At 58.0% G+C, this 17,735-nt stretch carries 16 protein-coding genes and 2 pseudogenes; 6 read left to right on the plus strand and 12 right to left on the minus strand.

Features of this window, described 5'->3' with window-relative positions; all coding sequences use genetic code 11:
- Window positions 1–9: 9 nt before the first annotated feature.
- The 3 genes from BG841_RS13210 to BG841_RS13220 all read right to left on the minus strand — a co-directional run bounded on the left by BG841_RS13210 (window position 10) and on the right by BG841_RS13220 (window position 2,695).
- Window positions 10–804 carry a substrate-binding periplasmic protein gene (locus BG841_RS13210; RefSeq protein WP_074454351.1) on the minus strand — a complete coding sequence of 265 codons (795 nt, stop codon included), beginning with the start codon at window positions 802–804 and terminating at the stop codon, window positions 10–12.
- Window positions 805–947: 143 nt separating this feature from the next.
- On the minus strand, window positions 948–2,150 hold the full coding sequence (locus tag BG841_RS13215; RefSeq protein ID WP_070058077.1) for an iron-containing alcohol dehydrogenase: 1,203 nt from the start codon (window positions 2,148–2,150) through the stop codon (window positions 948–950).
- Complete coding sequence (locus tag BG841_RS13220; protein WP_070058078.1) at window positions 2,150–2,695, minus strand: hypothetical protein; 546 nt, start codon at window positions 2,693–2,695, stop codon at window positions 2,150–2,152. Before BG841_RS13220 ends, BG841_RS13215 begins: the two co-directional genes overlap by 1 nt.
- A gap of 145 nt (window positions 2,696–2,840) precedes the next feature.
- Here BG841_RS13220 and BG841_RS13225 point away from each other — a divergent pair, with 145 nt between their 5' ends.
- Window positions 2,841–3,782, plus strand: coding sequence for an alpha/beta fold hydrolase (locus BG841_RS13225; RefSeq protein ID WP_198929192.1), 942 nt, complete (start codon window positions 2,841–2,843; stop codon window positions 3,780–3,782).
- Here BG841_RS13225 and BG841_RS13230 read toward each other — a convergent pair.
- Window positions 3,779–5,062 carry a M48 family metalloprotease gene (locus BG841_RS13230; RefSeq protein WP_070058079.1) on the minus strand — a complete coding sequence of 428 codons (1,284 nt, stop codon included), beginning with the start codon at window positions 5,060–5,062 and terminating at the stop codon, window positions 3,779–3,781. The two genes, BG841_RS13225 and BG841_RS13230, sit on opposite strands and share 4 nt — an antisense overlap.
- Before the next feature lie 217 nt (window positions 5,063–5,279).
- Between BG841_RS13230 and htpG the strand changes: the two are divergent.
- The 3 genes and pseudogenes from htpG to BG841_RS13245 all read left to right on the plus strand — a co-directional run bounded on the left by htpG (window position 5,280) and on the right by BG841_RS13245 (window position 8,446).
- Window positions 5,280–7,171, plus strand: a pseudogene (gene htpG, locus BG841_RS13235) (molecular chaperone HtpG).
- A gap of 15 nt (window positions 7,172–7,186) precedes the next feature.
- On the plus strand, window positions 7,187–7,408 hold the full coding sequence (locus BG841_RS13240) for a DUF2835 domain-containing protein (protein ID WP_070058081.1): 222 nt from the start codon (window positions 7,187–7,189) through the stop codon (window positions 7,406–7,408).
- A 54-nt stretch (window positions 7,409–7,462) separates the two neighbouring features.
- Entirely contained in the window at window positions 7,463–8,446 is a 984-nt protein-coding gene (locus tag BG841_RS13245; protein WP_070058082.1) for a tRNA dihydrouridine synthase, read from the plus strand.
- 46 nt (window positions 8,447–8,492) lie between these two features.
- On the opposite strand, the gene BG841_RS13250 is transcribed toward BG841_RS13245, so the two are convergent.
- The 8 genes and pseudogenes from BG841_RS13250 to BG841_RS13290 all read right to left on the minus strand — a co-directional run bounded on the left by BG841_RS13250 (window position 8,493) and on the right by BG841_RS13290 (window position 15,816).
- Entirely contained in the window at window positions 8,493–9,536 is a 1,044-nt protein-coding gene (locus tag BG841_RS13250; RefSeq protein WP_070058083.1) for a methionine synthase, read from the minus strand.
- A 31-nt stretch (window positions 9,537–9,567) separates the two neighbouring features.
- The gene (locus BG841_RS13255) at window positions 9,568–10,548 is read right to left on the minus strand and encodes a DUF1852 domain-containing protein (RefSeq protein WP_070058084.1); all 981 of its coding nucleotides are present in this window, start codon (window positions 10,546–10,548) and stop codon (window positions 9,568–9,570) included.
- 435 nt (window positions 10,549–10,983) lie between these two features.
- A complete protein-coding gene (locus tag BG841_RS13265) occupies window positions 10,984–11,868 on the minus strand; it encodes a LysR family transcriptional regulator (RefSeq protein ID WP_070058086.1) in 885 nt (294 codons plus the stop codon).
- A 382-nt stretch (window positions 11,869–12,250) separates the two neighbouring features.
- Window positions 12,251–12,337: pseudogene (locus BG841_RS17725) on the minus strand (PEP-CTERM sorting domain-containing protein); the annotation flags it as partial.
- A 276-nt stretch (window positions 12,338–12,613) separates the two neighbouring features.
- On the minus strand, window positions 12,614–13,003 hold the full coding sequence (locus BG841_RS13275; protein ID WP_070058088.1) for a hypothetical protein: 390 nt from the start codon (window positions 13,001–13,003) through the stop codon (window positions 12,614–12,616).
- 211 nt (window positions 13,004–13,214) lie between these two features.
- Window positions 13,215–13,520: a monooxygenase gene (locus BG841_RS13280; RefSeq protein WP_070058089.1), complete on the minus strand. Its 306-nt coding sequence runs from the start codon at window positions 13,518–13,520 to the stop codon at window positions 13,215–13,217.
- A 44-nt stretch (window positions 13,521–13,564) separates the two neighbouring features.
- Window positions 13,565–14,767 carry a M24 family metallopeptidase gene (locus BG841_RS13285; RefSeq protein WP_070058090.1) on the minus strand — a complete coding sequence of 401 codons (1,203 nt, stop codon included), beginning with the start codon at window positions 14,765–14,767 and terminating at the stop codon, window positions 13,565–13,567.
- A 113-nt stretch (window positions 14,768–14,880) separates the two neighbouring features.
- Window positions 14,881–15,816, minus strand: coding sequence for a LysR family transcriptional regulator (locus tag BG841_RS13290; protein WP_070058091.1), 936 nt, complete (start codon window positions 15,814–15,816; stop codon window positions 14,881–14,883).
- A 174-nt stretch (window positions 15,817–15,990) separates the two neighbouring features.
- On the opposite strand from BG841_RS13290, the gene BG841_RS13295 reads away from it, so the two are divergent.
- Both BG841_RS13295 and BG841_RS13300 read left to right on the plus strand, forming a co-directional pair.
- Window positions 15,991–16,995 carry a glutathione S-transferase family protein gene (locus BG841_RS13295; RefSeq protein ID WP_070058092.1) on the plus strand — a complete coding sequence of 335 codons (1,005 nt, stop codon included), beginning with the start codon at window positions 15,991–15,993 and terminating at the stop codon, window positions 16,993–16,995.
- A 24-nt stretch (window positions 16,996–17,019) separates the two neighbouring features.
- Window positions 17,020–17,718, plus strand: a complete 699-nt coding sequence (locus tag BG841_RS13300) for a pirin family protein (protein WP_070058093.1) — start codon at window positions 17,020–17,022, stop codon at window positions 17,716–17,718.
- Window positions 17,719–17,735 lie beyond the last annotated feature (17 nt).

Raw genomic sequence — 17,735 nt, forward strand, 5'->3', positions numbered from 1 at the left:
GGGCATCCGTTACTGATAGCGGCTGATGATCCGGTCGAGTTCCCCCGACGCTTTGATGCGCTCCAGTTCAGCGTTGAACCGGGCGACAAAGTCAGCCATATCGGGACGCGCCATCAATCGCAGCCCCACATTGCTGACGGAGTTGTCCGAGACCAGAAATTGGTCTTGCAAGGTGGCGTTGTTGCGGATAATCCACCGGCCCACGCGGCGCTCGAGGATCGCCGCGTTGAAGCGCCCGGAGTGCAAGAGATAGCGCAACTGGTTTTCGTCCTGAGACACGTCAAACCGGAAGGCCTCACCGGCCTGAAACAAGCCTTGAAGGGTGGGGTATTTATAGCCGAGATGAGTCAGAATGGTTTTGCCGCGGAGATCGTTCAGGGTATCGAAGTGGAACTCTGTGTCCTTCAGATAAAAAAACACTTCTTGTGCATAAACCACAACGTCTGACCACACAAACCGGTGCGGCTCTCGTGTCCAGTCCGGTGCGCGCAAAGACCCTTCCATATAGCCACGCAGTAGCATTTGATCCACCCGTTTGCGGGGGACCTGAACGGCCTCCAGCTGCACGTTCATATTGCGGGTTGCCGCCGACATCACGTCCCAGAAAATACCGGAAATGTGATCGTCGCGAACAATCAGGTAGGGGGGATAGCCATTGGGGGATACGTTGAGGCGGAATACTCGCTGCTCCTCGCGCTGCACCTCGGGTTGAGTGCCGTTGTCCACCGGAGGAGGTTGATCCGCCCGTACTGCGGCGATGGGCAGGGTAATCAGAAGTAGCAGTCGAAGTATTGTTGTTGGCATATCACCCAAGCCTGAAAATATTACGTTATATACAGCGAGATCGAGCTTGTTATCGTCTCAGGCTTCCATGCTACTGCGCTGAATATACCGGTATTTGATTCTGTTGCAATGCAACATGACCATTGTACCTGCACACCGGTCGGTTACGCCACGGGGTGCGGTTGGTGCCATGCCCGCTCCAGTACGGCGATGGCATCCTCGTACGTGACCTCTTTCGGATTGAAGATGATGGCCCCGTCATCCAGCGCCCGTCGGGCGATGGTATTCAGTTGCGATCGCGTCACCTTGCCTGTTTCCTCCAGGGTGCGGGGCAACCGGCACCGTTGGTACAACTCGTCCCGCAGGCGGCGAATGGCACTGATGGCGGCTTCCGCCCGGCGAATGGGCGGCGTGGCTGCGTAGGTGTCCGCCCCCTCCAGATACAGCAACAACTCGCCCAGAGGCTCGCGGATGGATTCCAGATTGTATTCCAGAGCGTAGGGCAGGTAGAGGCTCATGCACAGGCCGTGGGGCAGGTGGCACAGGGCGCCAGTGGCATGCCCCAGGGCGTGCACCAGACCGACCATGGAGTTGGAAAAGGCGATCCCCGCCATGGTGGAAGCCTGGGCCAGTTCCAGTCGGGCGGTTGCGTTTTTGGGCTCGGCCATTACCGTCAGCAGCGCACCGCTGATCTTCTGGATGGCGGCCGTGGCGTAAGCGTCACTGAGCGGGTTTTTGGCCATGCCGGTGAAGGCTTCGATGGCATGGGTCATCGCGTCCATGGCAGTGGCCGCCGTAATCTGCGGGGGCAGAGTGAGGGTCATCCGGGGGTCGATGATGGCCGCATTGGGCAGCAAAAACGGCGAGGTAAACGGTAACTTGACCGACTTTTCGGTATCGGTGATCACCGCGATGGAGGTGACTTCCGAACCGGTGCCCGCCGTTGTCGGCACGGCGAAAAACGGTTTCAGCGCCCGTTTGAGGATGCCGGCGCCGCTGTAGGCGGCAATATCTTCCCCCCCCTCGGACACCAGAATGTTCACAGCCTTGGCGGTATCGATGGATGAGCCACCCCCCACGGCGATGATGGAATCACAGTGTTCGGCCCGGTAAATGGCGGCAATGTCCCGCACCACGGTGGTGGACGAATCCGGCGGAACCTTATCGTAAATGGTGACGATGCGCAGTCCGCCCTCGTCACAGGCCGCCATCACCGGATCCAGCAGGCCGGCCGCGCGCACGCCCTGATCGGTAATCAGCAGCGGCCGGCTGGCCCCCAGACCGCTCAGCTCATAGGGAATGTGCTCCAGGGCTGCTTTACCGGCAATGACCTTAACCGGACAGAAGAACTCATAGTAACTGGGCATCAGGCTCTCACTGCGTGAACAAACTGGTTGGCAACGTTCAGGTAAATTTTCGCGCCACTGAGCAGTTTTTCCGGCAAATGCAGATTGGCGGGGTACTGTTTGACCGCGCGACTGGCGATCACCCGTGGCAGAATAAAGGCTTCGAGCCGGTTCAGGATTCGGGTCATCCGCACTGCGTGGCTGATATCACCATCGACCAGCATGCGGTCATGGGCAAAGGCGACCGAGGTTTTCTCCTGGAACGACAGCACCAGAAAAGCGTGTGCCAGGTGCTTGAACTGAATCGACAAGTTGACAGGTTTCGGGGCGCTGGAACCGTGGTAACGGAAACGGCCCTCACCGGTATGCTCAACCACCAGGGCTGATCCCCGGGGCATGACCTTCATCTCGAACATAAAACCCGCCGGCAGGACACGGGCTTCGCCCTGAACATTGGCATCAACCTCGCTGACGGCCTGTAAGGCCCTGCCCAGTACCTGAAACATCGCTTCCACGTACCGCCGTCGAGCGCGTGCAGCCATGGGCTGAAGCCGTTTTACTCGCATGGTTCCGGTCCATTCAGGGGGTGTGAGTCTGATTTTTAGAGTTATTGCTCTAAAAGTCAATGCGGTTGATGTCCCGCCATTGAGTGTGAGGGCGAAATCGTGGACGATAGCGTATTTTAACGAGCAACCAACGGAGAATGCCGCCTTGACCGCGAGCCAGCCCCCCAGTCCGATCAGGCACCTGCTGGAGCCTTGGGCGTACACCGTACCGGCAGGTTTTACCCTGCGAGGCTACCGGAGCCCGCCTTCCGGGCGTCCGCTGGTGCATTTTATTCACGGCAATGGTTATTCCGGGTTGGTCTACGAACACATGCTGGCGCCCTTGCTGGAGCACGTCGACCTGTTCATCAGTGACGTCCAGGGGCATGGCGACAGCGATCATGGCGGCCGCTTTGCCGGTTGGAACAGGAACGCCCACCAGTGTGTGGAGGTGCTGGCCCATTATTTACCGGACTACGTGGACGGGGCCGGACAACAGGTCGCGGTTTATGGACTGGGGCACAGTTTTGGCGGCGTGCTGACCGCTTTGATCATGGGGCAGTCGCCGGCGCTGTTTAGCCGCGCGGTGCTGCTGGATCCGGTGATGTTCACCCCGAATATGATCCGCCTGATGGCCCTGACGTCGGCGTTTGGCCTGTACCAGCGCAACACTATGGCCAGGCGTGCCCGCAACCGGCGTTCCAGCTGGAACGATATGGCGAAAGCGCGCAGAAATTTCCACAACCGGGGTATTTTTCGCGGCTGGGACGAGCGCAGTCTGGACAGCTACCTGCACCATGGACTGACACGGGATGAAGACTCCGGTGAATTGGCGCTGAAGTGCCAGCCTGAACGGGAGGCCGAAGTGTTCGCCACCTTCCCGCGGCGGTTGTGGCCGTCGTTGAGGCGCGTGCAGTCGCCTACCCATATCATCTATGGTGACAAAACCTACCCCTTTGTGGGGCAGTCGGCGCAACGTATTACCCGCATAAATCCGCGCTTCACCTCTGAAGAGGTGCCCGGCGGCCACTGTTTCATGCTGGAGCGACCGGAAGAAACTGCCGGGCGGGTGCTCGGCAGTTTTGGCCTGGGCCCGGTCCGCGATTAACCGCTGGTCAACGCGGCGAGCTTGCGTCTGGCCTCCTGGGCCACCGGGCCTTCCGCCTGGGCGGCCTGATTGTAATAGGCGATGGCCTGATTTTTATTCCGTTGTTTCACGGCAATGTCGCCCAGACGCAGGTAGGCAATGGACGTGGGCACGGTGCGGTTCGCCTGGCTCAGATCCTTCTCGGCCTTGGCCAGATTGTTTTGCGCCAGTTCGTGGAGCCCGCGGTGCAGGCGGTAACTGAACATCTCCGGATACAGGGCGACGGCCTTATCGTAATCTCTGCCAGCTTTGCCGGGGGCTTTCATCGCCGAATGAATCTGCCCGCGCAGAGCGTAGAACATGGCCTCGTCCGGTACCGCGTTGATGGCTTCGTTGACTTTGCCCAGAGCCGCGTCAAGCTTGTCCTTTTGAGCGAGCTTTCTGGCTTCGTCATACGCCTCGTAGGCCGGCGTAACCCGTTTGAGGTACGCAATTTTCTGCTGGTAAACCTCCTTGCCCCGAAAACCTTCCGCGCCCAGTTGGCGGGCCAGGCGGGCGTTTTCATTCACCCGTTTCTGCGACGGCGGGTGGGTGGCAAACAGGCTGCCGAGAAAATCACCGGAGCGTCCTTCCGACAGTTGCAGAAACAGTTGTTGCAACTCCACCGCCGCCTGGGGGTTGTAGCCGGCTTTTACCATGTACTTTATGCCGTAATGGTCGGATTCCAGTTCGTCGCTCTGGCTATGCTGGGCCAGCGCCAGTTGCCCCCCAAGGGCCGCGCCACCCATCACCAGACCGGCCATCTCGTTATCCCCCAGGGCCACGCCCAGACCCGCCATCCCCGCGCTCAGCAGCATGCCGCTTTGCATGCGCTGGGCGCTGTGGCGGGCCGCGGCGTGGACAATTTCGTGACCGAGTACGGAGGCCAGCTGGGCTTCGTCTTCCAGCAACACCAGCAAGCCCCGGTTGATGGCAATTTTGCCGGACGGCAGCGCCCAGGCGTTGGGCACGCTGCTGTTCAGTACCACAAACTCGTAGGGCAGATCAGGACGGTCACTGACTGCCGCCAGCTTGTGACCCACGTCGCGAACGTACACGGTGAGGTCCGGGTCGAGGTAAAATTGCCCCCCCTGGGTTTGTTGCGTGGGAATGTACTGTTCTGCACCTATGGCCCGTTCCTGACGTTCAGAAATCAGCGACAGCTCCCGCTTGCCGGTCACCGGGTTGGCGGAGCAACCGGCCAGCAGGGCGACGATTGCAAGCAGCGCGATGCTGCGTCGAAAATAGGTTGTGATCACCATTGACTCCCTTGATCTGTCGATTGATCCACCTGTGCAGGGTGGTCGCTGCCGGGTCGGCGTACGCCGGCGAACTTACCGCATAAACCGATTATAGAACGCTTCCGCCCCTTGAAAAAAAGTGGTGCCCGCCCCCATCTCCTTGTCCATGAACCCGAGTGGCCTGTATTGGCCGGTATACCCATCCTTCGCACCCATCGCAGTCAGGAGAAAGTGACACATGACGGTTGAGACAAAAAAGAAACCCTTGGTTTCCAGACGGAAGTGAAGCAACTGCTTCATCTGATGATCCACTCGCTCTACTCCAACAAAGAGATTTTTCTGCGCGAGCTGATTTCCAACGCCTCGGATGCATCGGACAAGCTGCGTTTTGAAGCCCTTAAAGACGACAGTCTGTACGAGGGCCAGTCCGACCTGAAAATCCGTGTCGATTTCGATAAAGAAGCCAACACCGTCACCATCACTGATAACGGTGTCGGCATGAGCCGCGACGACGTGATTCAGAATCTGGGTACCATTGCCAAATCGGGCACCGCCGAGTTCCTTAAACAGTTGTCCGGTGATGAGAAAAAAGACAGCCGTCTGATCGGCCAGTTCGGGGTGGGCTTTTACTCCGCGTTCATTGTTGCCGACCGGGTGGAAGTGTTCACCCGACGTGCCGGCGCGCCCCATGAAGCAGGTGTGCATTGGGAATCTCAAGGCGATGGTGAGTTCTCGATTGAACCGGTGACCCTCGAAGACCGCGGTACCCGCATTGTGCTGCACCTGAAAAAGGACGAGAGCGAGTTCGCCGACGGCTTCCGTCTCCGCAGTCTGGTGAAGAAGTATTCCGATCACATTTCATTCCCTGTGGTCATGCTTTCCGAATCGGAAGATGAAGAGGAGAAGGGCAAGGAGGAAACCGTCAACGACGCGACCGCGTTGTGGACCCTGCCGCGCAACGAAGTAAAAGACGAAGAATACAAAGAGTTTTACAAGCACATTGCCCACGATTTTGAAGACCCCTTGACCTGGTCTCACAACAAGGTGGAAGGCAAGCTCGATTACACCAGTCTGCTGTACATGCCGGCGCGGGCTCCGTTTGATCTGTACAATCGGGAAGCGCCCCGGGGCCTGAAGCTCTACGTGCAGCGGGTGTTTATCATGGACGACGCCGAGCAGTTTCTGCCGTTGTACCTGCGCTTCACCAAGGGGGTCATCGATTCGAACGACTTGTCGCTGAACGTGTCCCGTGAAATTTTGCAGAACGACAGCACCGTGGAAAGCATCCGCTCCGCACTCACCAAGCGGGTGCTGGATATGCTGTCCAAGCTGGCCAAGAAAGAGCCCGAGCAGTATCAGAAATTCTGGGATGAGTTTGGCCCGGTGCTGAAAGAAGGCCCGGCGGAAGATTTCGGTAACCGGGAAAAAGTCGCCGCGCTGTTGCGCTTTGCGTCGACCCATACCGGCGAGCCCACCGAGAATGTCTCGCTGGACGACTACATCGGCCGCATGCAAGAAGGCCAACAGAAAATTTACTACATCACCGCCGACAGCTTCATGGCCGCCAAGAGCAGCCCGCATCTGGAAGTGTTCCGCAAGAAGGGCATTGAAGTACTGATCCTGTCAGACCGCATCGACGAATGGATGATGGGGTATCTGAACGAATACGATGGCAAACAGTTCCAGGACGTGGCCCGTGGCGAGCTGGATCTCGGTGAAATCGAAACCGAAGAAGACAAGAAGCAGCAGGAAAAAGCCACCGAAGAGCACAAAGACCTGCTGGAGCGTATCAAGTCCGCTCTGGAAGACCGGGTTCAGGAAGTGCGGGTGACCAACCGTCTGACCGATTCTCCGGCGTGTCTGGTGGTGGGTGATTTCGACATGGGTGCCCAGATGAAGAAGATCATGGAAGCCGCCGGGCAGGCCGTGCCTGACAGCAAGCCGATCTTTGAAATCAACGTGGAGCACCCTCTGGTAGAGCGTCTGGAAGCCGAACAGGGCGAAGCGCGCTTTGCGGAACTGTCGGCGGTCCTGTTTGATCAGGCCACCCTCGCCAGCGGGGAGCAATTGCAAGACCCGGGCGCGTACGTATCGCGCCTCAACCGTCTGCTGCTGGAGCTGGCTAACTAAGCGCCAGCCCGCAGCATGCAAAGCATTATTGTGGATCTTGCTATCAGCCCTGACGAATGGATCAAACTCTATCGGGGCGTGGCAAGGGATATTCACACCCGGGCCCGGGACGGACGCACGGTGCGTTTCCCGGCCCGGATTCTGTCCCGCTTTTATCTCAGCAACGGCGTGCACGGCAGCTTTCGCATTAATTTTGATGCGGAGGGTAAATTTGCCAATGTTGAACGTTTGGGGTGATGGGGTAAAATGCCATCCCCCCCCCTTTTCTGATTTGACACTGCCGGAGCCCTCATGCGAATCATACTTGCCCCCATGGAAGGCCTGGCAGATGCCCCTATCCGTGAAATTCTCACCGCCGTGGGCGGTATCGACCGCAGCGTCACCGAATTTATCCGGGTAACCCACACCATGCAGCCCGACCGGGTGTTTCACAAATACGCCCCCGAACTCAAAAACGGCTGTACCACCCGTTCCGGGGCGCCCGTCGCTATCCAGTTACTGGGTTCGGATCCGGAGCAGATGGGCGTGCACGGCGCCAGAGCGGTCGAGCTGGGCGCGCCGCAAGTGGACATCAATTTCGGTTGTCCGGCCAAAACCGTGAACCGTCACAAAGGCGGCTCAGTGCTGATGCGCGAGCCGGAGGTCATGCACCGCATTACCGCCGCGGTCCGCGCTGCAGTGCCCGCGCACATCCCGGTGACCGCCAAAATGCGCCTGGGCTATGACGATCGCTCCATGGGCATTGCCTGTGGCCAGGCACTGGAGGCCGCCGGGGCCGCCGAAATTGTCATTCACGCCCGCAGCAAGGTTGACGGCTACAAGCCACCGGCCTATTGGGAAGAGATTGCCCGGGTGCGTGAAGCCGTGCAGACCCGGGTGATCGCCAACGGCGAAATCTGGACCGTTGACGATTATTGGCGGTGCCGCGAAGTCAGCGGCTGTGATGACATCATGATCGGCCGCGGCCTGATTGCCCGCCCGGGACTGGCCCGCCAGATCAAGGCCAGCCAGCAAGGCGACTCCCTTGCTGACTTGCCTTGGGCGCAGGTGGTGCCGCTGATCAAGGGGTATGGTGAGGAGTTGCAAGGCCGGCTGGAGGACCGTTACGTCACCGGTCGCCTGAAACAGTGGTTGAACTACCTGCGCAAAGGCTACAGCGAAGCCGAACAACTGTGGCCAGCGGCCCGTAAATTCAACGAGGTGGCGCCGTTCTATGCGTGCCTGGATGCCTCATTGGGTGCCGCAACCCAGCCCACACCCACCTCAGCGGCTTGAACCAGCAAGCAGCCCGGCTATGAGCTGAAACCGAACGGTCACGGACTTAATAAGCCAGGCCCTCCGCCGAGAGTTCCCTGCGGATTATTTCTGCGCCTGCGCTCAAGGCCGTCAGCTTGCCCCTGGCTACGCCACGGGATAAGGGGGCCATGCCACAGTTGGTGCACGGGTAGAGCTTGTCCGCATCCACAAACTTCAGTGCTTGACGCAGCGTATTCGCTACTTCCTCTGGTGTCTCAATGCTGTTGGTGGCCACATCGATGGCCCCTACCATCACCTTTTTACCGCGTATGAGTTCAAGCAGCTCCATGGGCACATGGGAGTTTTGACACTCTAAGGAGATAAGGTCGATGTTAGACTTTTGCAGCCGGGGGAAGACCTCTTCGTATTGCCGCCACTCGGAACCCAGGGTCTTTTTCCAATCCGTGTTGGCTTTGATGCCATAACCATAACAGATATGTACTGCGGTTTCGCACTTCAGGCCTTCGATGGCGCGCTCTAACGCAGCGATGCCCCAGTCGTTGACCTCTTCAAAAAACACATTAAAGGCCGGCTCATCAAACTGGATTATATCCACACCCGCCGCTTCGAGTTCTTTGGCTTCTTGATTGAGGATGGTGGCAAACTCCCACGCCAGTTTTTCACGGCTTTTATAATGGCCATCGTACAGGGTGTCGACCATGGTCATGGGGCCTGGCAGGGCCCATTTAATGGGTTGCCGGGTTTGCTGACGTAAAAACCTGGCAGCTTCGACAAAAACCGGCTGTTGGCGGCTGACTGCGCCTACTACTGTCGGTACACTCGCGTCATAGCGATCACGAATTTTGACGGTCTTCCGCTTTTCAAAATCGACACCGCTCAGGTGCTCGATAAAGGTGGTCACAAAGTGCTGGCGGGACTGCTCGCCATCACTGACGATATCAATCCCTGCAAGCTGCTGCTCTTGCAAGGAAACACGTAAAGCGTCCTGCTGGCCCTCGATCAATGCTTCGTCCTGCAATTTCCAGGGTGACCAAAGCGTCTCCGGCTCGGCCAGCCAGGACGGTTTGGGTAAACTGCCCGCCGTTGAAGTAGGTAATAATTTTTTCATAGTAAATACTGTTTTATACTCTCTTAAATTATCAAGCGTAATTGGCAGACCACCGTTCAAGGGTAGTCTGGTAGGGTTTCATGAGGTATTCCTCAGCAAATTGCCCCTGTTTGATAGCTAACTTGCTGCGTTCTTCCCGGTCATAAATAATTCGCGTTGTTGAATAATCCCGATTCTGCAAATTTGGTTGATAGCAGCGTCCGGCGGCCGCGTTGGCATTATAAATCTCAGCGCGGTAAATCTTTTGAAACGTTTCCATCGTGCTGATGGTGCTTATAAGTTCAAGATTGCTGTAATCATTCAGCAAATCACCACAGAAGAAAAACGCCAGAGGCGCGACGCTGTCGGGTGGCATAAAATAGCGAACCTCCAGCCCCATTTTTTTGAAATACTGTTCAGTCAAGGATGCGTCATTGGGCCGGTACTCAACCCCCAACACAGGGTGTTGATTCTCAGTCCGATGATAAACCTTGTTATCCGATACACTGAGGCATATAACCGGTGGCTTGCTAAAATTCTCCTGGTAAGCATCTGAGTTGACGAAGCACTTGAAGAGTTTTCCATGCAAATCGCCAAAGTTGTCCGGAACGCTGAACGCGGGTTGCCCCTTGTTGTGATTCAACAACAACACGCTAAAATCGTAATCGCGCACATAAGAGGAAAAATTATTGCCTACGATGCCTTCAATGCGCTTGTTGGTTTTGCGATCAAGGATGTTCGTTTGCAATATTTCAATCGCGGGGAACGCTTGGCCATTGGTATCACCAGATATGTGCATATCAACGGAAATGATTTCAAGTTCGACGGAATAACGATCCCCGTTAGGGTTATCCCAATGCGCCAAGGCATTAAAACGATTGTTTATCATCGTTAAGGCGTTGCGCAAATTCTCTTCGCGGGCTTCCCCTCTGGCCAAATTGGCAAAGTTCGTAGTAATACGGGTATTGTCTGAGGGTTGATAATGTTCATCGAAACTGATGCTGTTTATGGAAAATGTAACGTCGTTACTCATGGTGCTCTGGTATCCAATTTCCGGCGATAAAACCTGAAGTAATTAATTCCATGCTGTTCTGGTTGGGGCTTTCAAAGAAGCAACCGCAATTCTGTCTCGGGTTACGAGCTGGGTGTATTTATACCCGGGCTGATGCATGAGTTTAAGTGATTTTACTGCACCTATTTATGAGTGTTGCTCATGGGTGGGTGTGGCGCAAGGTTCTGCCGGGCCAAGGGCATGTCCCCATCGGCGGTGTTGACGCGTGTGCAGAGGCAGCCGGATTCCGGCGGCCGTGGGGGCAGAGAGGCTTGCCCACTGACGGGCCGATGCCGGGTGTCATCGGCATGGGCGACGCCGACCGTGTCGGGTGGTTAATGCTGACGGGTGGGCATCAGGTGATCAGATCATGGTTGAGGCAGAGTGTCACCGGGGACAGGCAGCAACGCCAAGTCATTATCTGACCGTCTGAGCCTGAGCAATGAAATCATTCAGGTAAACAATCTGTTCTTCATCCTGTCGTACGCCCAGAAAGATCTGTTTTCTAATCCCATGTTGGCCAAACCGGAGGCTTTTAATGGCCATTGTCTGGGCGAATTCGTCCGCCAACCAACCTGGCAGGGCACACACGCCTCTGCCGGCGGCCACCATTTGCAACATTATTTCCGTCGTTTCTATGGTCTTGTGCTTTTTGACCGTGCATTGGGCGGGATTTAAAAACTGCGTGTAAATATCCAGCCGGTCAGTGTCTACCGGGTAGCTGATTAATACCTCCTCACTCAACTGTTCAGGCATGATCGAGCCGTGCATGGCCAGGCGGTGGGAGGTCGAAACAACGAGTCTGTGCTCGTAGTCAAACACCGGTATAAACGTCACCTCAGGTTGGAACACAGGGTCAGGTGTGACGAGCAGATCAATCTCGTAATTATGCAGTGCAGCCAGACCACTGAACTGAAATTCCTGTTTCACGTCAATGTCGACGTTTGGCCACTTTTCGAGATAAGGTGCAATCACTTTTAACAGCCATTGATAGCACGGGTGGCACTCCATGCCGATGCGAAGTGAGCCCATTTCGCCGGTCGCGATCTGACGCAATAAATGCTCTGTGTGTTTAAACTGCGGCAACACCCGATTGGCCAGTATTAAAATTTGCTCACCAGCCTGGGTCAGGCGCAGGTTCCTGCCTTCTCTTTGCCAAACGGGGGTTCTTATCTGGCCCTCCAGCTTTCTGATGCTGTGACTCAATGCCGACTGGGTTAAATTCAACGATTCCGCCGCTCGGGTTAAGGTTCCTTGCTCTTTTACTGCCGCCAGCACTTCAAGGTGAAACCGCTCCACCATCGCATAACTCCGGTCTTCAATACTTGGTATCATGAATACAGTTCATGGTTTGTGGCGAATATAGCATAAGTTTGTTGGCAAAAAGTTACCGGGGCACAGCTGCGTGCCTGTCCGTCCGGCTGCTCAGGGAGGTCGGTTAACATCCATTCGCCGGTCGCCCGCGCTGCGGGTTTTCGGGTTCCCCGGCAGGGTCTGCAAACGGGGACCAACCCTTGCCGGTCTAAGCGGGGGCGAGGTGGCCGCTCGGTCCAAAGGGTAGGGTGAAGAGTCGCCGGGGTGTGGCTCGCATATACGTGTCGGCATGCAGGACAGTGCGCTTGCCTTGTCATCGTTCACAGCCCCGATAGGATTCGGGGCTGTGAACGACAGCGGGTTTCAGCGGTCAGGCTTTTCTTTTTCTGGACACGCCCAAGCCGGCCAGCCCGAGCCCGAGCAGCAGCAGTGAAGCGGGTTCGGGCACCCGTGCCACGCCGCCTGCACCATCGGCGCCAAAGGCATTAATCTGGTTGTTGAAAAGGAGCATTCCTGCACCGGTGGAGGTGTTCAGTGAAATGGTTTGTCCCGCCAGCGTGAAGCCGTACAATACCCCGTTAAAATAGTCCAAACCAAAGACGTTGCTGAATCCGGTCGGGCCTAGCGACACCCCGCCCCCGGTATTGGGGTTGATCGACCACAGACTGTCACCGGGTCCTGTAGTCGAAGACAGGAAAAGGTTGCCCATATCATCAAAGGCAATGTCGCCGGATTATGCGTAGCCGCCTGAGCCAATCGAAGTGGCCGAACCGTCACCCAGATTCAGGGTGTACAAACTGTTGCCGCCACTGCCGTAAAGGGTGCCATCGCTGCTGAAAGTCAGGCCATTGATAGTCGCGCCCGTGCTGCCGATGGGGGTGGTTGATGCGTCGGACTTGTCAATTTCAAACAAGGTACCGCCGCTACTCACCCCGTACAGCCTGTCGGTGATCGGATTCAGAGCAATATCGAACATGACCCCCGTGTTGCCGATAAAAGTCGACGTGTCGGTGGAAACATCATAGTCCCATAGACCGCCATTACTGGCCCCAATCAGCGTTGCGTTGGCCGAAGTGGCCGCGACAATCAATACCGCACCTGCGGTGTAATTTATAATTTTCATAGTCTTATCCCTAAGGTGTTTGATCGGGCGCAAACAGACGTGTTCGTTCCCCAAGCGACAAGACAGCAAAAGTCGTGCGAATTTATTTTAATTGAATATTTTCAAGTAGATAGTAAGAAGGTCGTTGCGTGCGATTGCGCTATATGTAAAAAATATCGACACACGTGAGCCAGGGTTCAGCGGTTTGAACGAACTTTACCGAACGTTTTATTCAGGCAAGGGGCGCCCTGTTGATCGTGGACAAGGGCGTGTTCAGATCAAAAATCCGGCCGCGGATGTTGGTGATCCCCATGGCGCTCAGCCGGGCCGAGTGCATTTTCAGGTAAGCACTGGCGGAGGTTTCGTCTTCAAACAGATAGATACCGCCGGCCAACCGGGCCTGTTCGTTTTCCGTCCAGATTTTCCAGATGATGCCGGGCTCATCGTTGATGGATTCGGCCAGATCGGTCAGGGCCTCGGTCATTTCGTCCCCAAAGGGACCGGGGAACTCAAAATCGACCTGTAACAGCTTACGCATGGCGGCTCTCCTGATGTTGGGTGGTTAAACGGCCCGGTGAGTGGCTACGCCGGTATTTCCTCCAAGGCGAACGTATTGGTGGTGATGGGTTTGGCGCCGGTTGCGGTGATGCGCACGGTTTCGCTGAAGCCGATGCCAAACTCGCCCGGTTTGCGCAAACAGATGGGCAGATGAAACACCATGTTTTCTTCCAGCGGGGCCGGGTTGTCGGTGGCTATATACTTCGCCCCCGCGACCCAGGACGGTGGAAACGCCAGGCCCACCGGGTAGCCGAATACCCCGGAGAAAAAGGCACGATCGGCGATCGGTGCCATGGCGGCCTCGCCGGCAAGGGCGGCCGAGGCAAAACTGGCGCCGGCCCGGGCGGCCGTCATCACTGCTTCGAGCACGTCCAGACACACCAGGTGGAATTCGCGCATTTCCGCCGACGCCCGGCCGAGCACTGCGGTGCGCATCATGGGCGCCGTATAGCGGCGCCGCGCCGCGCCGAATTCGGTGAACACAGCGTCGCCGGGGGCCACGGCAAACCCGCTATGATTGGTGTGAATGATGCCGCTGCGGGCACCGGTGGTGACAATCGGTTGCATGCTCATGAACTCGCTGCCCGCGCCCAGCATGGCTCCGGCCCCGGCCTGGGCAATCTCATGGTCGATCACCCCCGCCCGCAGCACCGCGCCCGCAGCGTCCAGTCCGGCGCAGGTGATGGTCGCGCTTTCGTCCAGATACGCCAGTTCGGCGGGGGATTTCACCATACGGACACGGTCCATCAGCCCGCCAAAATCAGCAAACCGGGCGTTGTCCAGTTTGTGCATCAGGGCTGACAGCAGCCCCGGCCGCAAGGATCCGGTCCAGGGGTTGAAGCCGATCCGCGGTGCGGGGGTGCCGGCGGTGCGGCGCACCTGGGCGGCCAGATCGCTGGCCACAGCTTCGGGCGCCTGCCAGGGGTATCCGGTTACCTCGTCCACCCGACTCAGGCATACGGCGGGGCCGACCTCAATGGCCGGTACGAACAGCTGGGTGCGTTCGGGGGTGACCAGCAGAATGCATTGCACCGAGACCTCGAAGGAGGTGTATCCGGTCAGGTAACACAACTCGCCGGCATCGGTGAGCAGCAGCAGATCCAGCCCGGCGGCGACCATGTGTTCGCGCACGGTGGTGAGCCGGGTCTGGTAGTCAGCGGGGGTGAACGCCAGCGCCGGTTCGGGGAACCGGCGCTGCAGGGTGTCGCGGTAAGTACGGTAATCCATGAGTTGCGGGCCCTATGTGTCAGCGCGGGTGAGGCCGGAGCGGTGCACAGAACCACTATGGCCCATTGCCGATCGGTCCGTAAAGCACTGGCTCGTAAAAAGTCGCCAACAGCCTACTCCGGGTGGGTGTCCTGAGGAGGGGGCAGTAAACCGCGTACCGGGTCGAACCGCATGCGGCGCAGGCGGTCAACAAACCACTTGAGGCCTTTGCCTTTATTGTTGCGTGTCCAGGCTGCGGCTATGTCCACCGGTGGTCGTGGCGCATTCAGGGTCAACAGCTCCAGTCGCCCGTCGGCCAGCTCCCGGGAAATCCGGTGGCGGGGCAGGTAACCGACGCCCAGCCCTTTGCACTGCACTGCTATTTTATGGGCGATGGTGGGCACGATGATGCGGCTGCGGCCATCCAGCAGCCCGGAGGAGCGCGCCGGCAGGCGTTGCGAACTGTCGGCCACGACCACGGTGGGGTAATCCTGTATCGCCGTGGCCGGCAGTGGCGTGGGCAGACGGGTCAGCGGATGACCGGCCGCCACGGCGAAAGCGAAATCCACTTGGCCCAGTGCATGCAGCGCAAATCCCGGCGTCGGGGGGGCGCCCTCGGCGCCAATCACCAGATCACAGCGATCGTCACTGAGCGCATCCCAACTTCCGGCGAGCACTTCTTCACTCAGGCGGATCTCGGTTCGGGGCTGCAGCCGCTGGAATGCGGCAATCAGGTCGTAAACCGGCTCACAGTTCAGCACACTGTCCACACAAATACGCAGCTCGGCCTCCCAGCCGTCCGCCGCCTGCCGGGCCAGGGCGGTCAATTCTTCCGAGGCTTTGAGAATGTGTCGGCCCTGTTCCAGCACCAGCCGTCCGGCCGCGGTCAGTTCCGCTTTGCGCCGGCTGCGGTCAAACAGTGCCACGCCCAGATCCTCTTCCAGCTTGCTCACGGTGTAGGATACCGCCGAGGGCACACGGTGCAGCTCGTCGGCGGCAGCGGCAAAACTCTGACGGCGGTCGATCGCATCGAGGGTTTGTAAAGCGTCCAGGGAGATGAGCGAAACCATAGTTCAGTTTTCCTGATCATATAGGTCAAAACATTCCGCTATTAAGTATTAACTTATTCAAATACAGTAAATACAACAAACAGCGTAATTGATATTACGCGTTTAAAGCACCCTGAGCCACGGGCAACACAGATTCGGGGTGCCACACATTCACACACCAACGGAGGCACGCTTATGGGCCTGCTTGTTGATGGACAGTGGGTTGACCGCTGGTACGACACCGACGCCAACAAAGGTCGCTTTGAGCGCAGCGAATCCCAGTTCCGCAACTGGATTACCGCCGACGGCAGCGCCGGCCCCAGCGGTGAGGGCGGCTTCAAAGCGGAGCCCGGACGGTATCATCTGTACGTATCGCTGGCCTGCCCCTGGGCCCACCGAACCTTGATCCTGCGCAAGCTCAAAGGGCTGGAAACCATGATTTCCGTGTCGGTGGTCAACCCGCTCATGCGTGAGCATGGCTGGACTTTTGAGCCGGACGAAGGCGTCGTGGCCGACCCCGTTTTCGGGGCGCAATACATGCATCAGATTTACACCGCCGCCGGCCCGGAGTACACCGGGCGGGTGACCATTCCGGTGCTCTGGGACAAGCAGCAAAACCGTCTGGTCAGCAACGAATCGTCGGAGATCATCCGCATGCTGAACACCGCGTTCGACGGCATCGGCGCCGCTTCCGGCGACTATTACCCGGAGGCGCTGCGTGAGGAGATTGACCGCATCAACGCCTACGTTTACGAGCGGGTCAACAACGGGGTCTACAAGGCCGGTTTTGCCACCACGCAAGACGCTTACGAGGAAGCGGTCCGCCCGCTGTTTGAAGCCCTGGATGAACTGGATCAGCGGTTGTCGACCCGGCGTTACCTGGTGGGCGAGCAGATCACCGAAGCCGACTGGCGGCTGTTCACGACGCTGATCCGCTTTGATGCGGTGTACCACGGGCACTTCAAGTGCAACTTGAAACAGATCGCCGATTACCCGCAGCTGGCCGGCTATGTGCGCGAACTGTACCAGTGGCCCGGGGTGGCCGAGACGGTCAACATGAAACACATCAAAGAACATTATTACCGCAGTCACGCCACCATCAACCCGACCGGGGTGGTGCCGGCTGGCCCGGTGCTGGATCTGGATGCGCCCCATGGGCGGGCGGGTGTTCAGCAACAGGCGGATCCGGAGGAAAATTAAGCGGATAACACAGGAGCACCAGTGATGATCGAACTTCGACCGCACCGCGAACTGGGCGGCGCCCGATACGGCTGGCTGGACACCCGCCACCATTTTTCGTTCGCCGAGTATTACGACCCCAGGCGTATGCACTGGGGCGATCTCAGAGTCTGGAACGACGACACCATAGCGCCGCGTTCGGGTTTTCCGCGTCATCCGCACCGCGACATGGAAATCATCACCTACGTGCGCAAAGGGGCCATCACCCACGAGGATAGCCTCGGCAACCGGGGGCGCACCGAGGCCGGTGATGTCCAGGTCATGAGTGCCGGCACGGGAATCGCCCACAGTGAAATGAACGAAGAGGACGTGCCCACCCAGCTCTTCCAGATCTGGATCATACCCAATGAAACCGGTCTGCCCCCGAGCTGGAGTACCCAGCCGTTTCCCAAAGGCGAGCGCAGCGGGTCATTCATCACCCTCGCCAGTGGCATGCCGGGTGATGACGAGGCCTTGTCGATCCGCGCGGATGCTCGGCTGGTTGCCGCCACCCTGGAAGCGGGGCAGAGCGCCGCCTACGCCATAGCTCCCGGCCGCAAGGTGTACCTGGTGCCGGCGAGCGGCCAGATCGAGGTGAATGGAGTGCTGGCTTCGACCGGCGACGGCGTGGCGGTTCGGGATGAAACGCAGCTGCAGGTGCGCGCGCAGGAAAGCAGTGAAGTCGTGCTGGTGGATGTGGCCTGAGCAAGACGCGCCGCCAC

This window comes from Marinobacter sp. X15-166B (assembly GCF_001752365.1).
In the GTDB taxonomy this organism is placed as follows: Bacteria; Pseudomonadota; Gammaproteobacteria; order Pseudomonadales; family Oleiphilaceae; genus Marinobacter.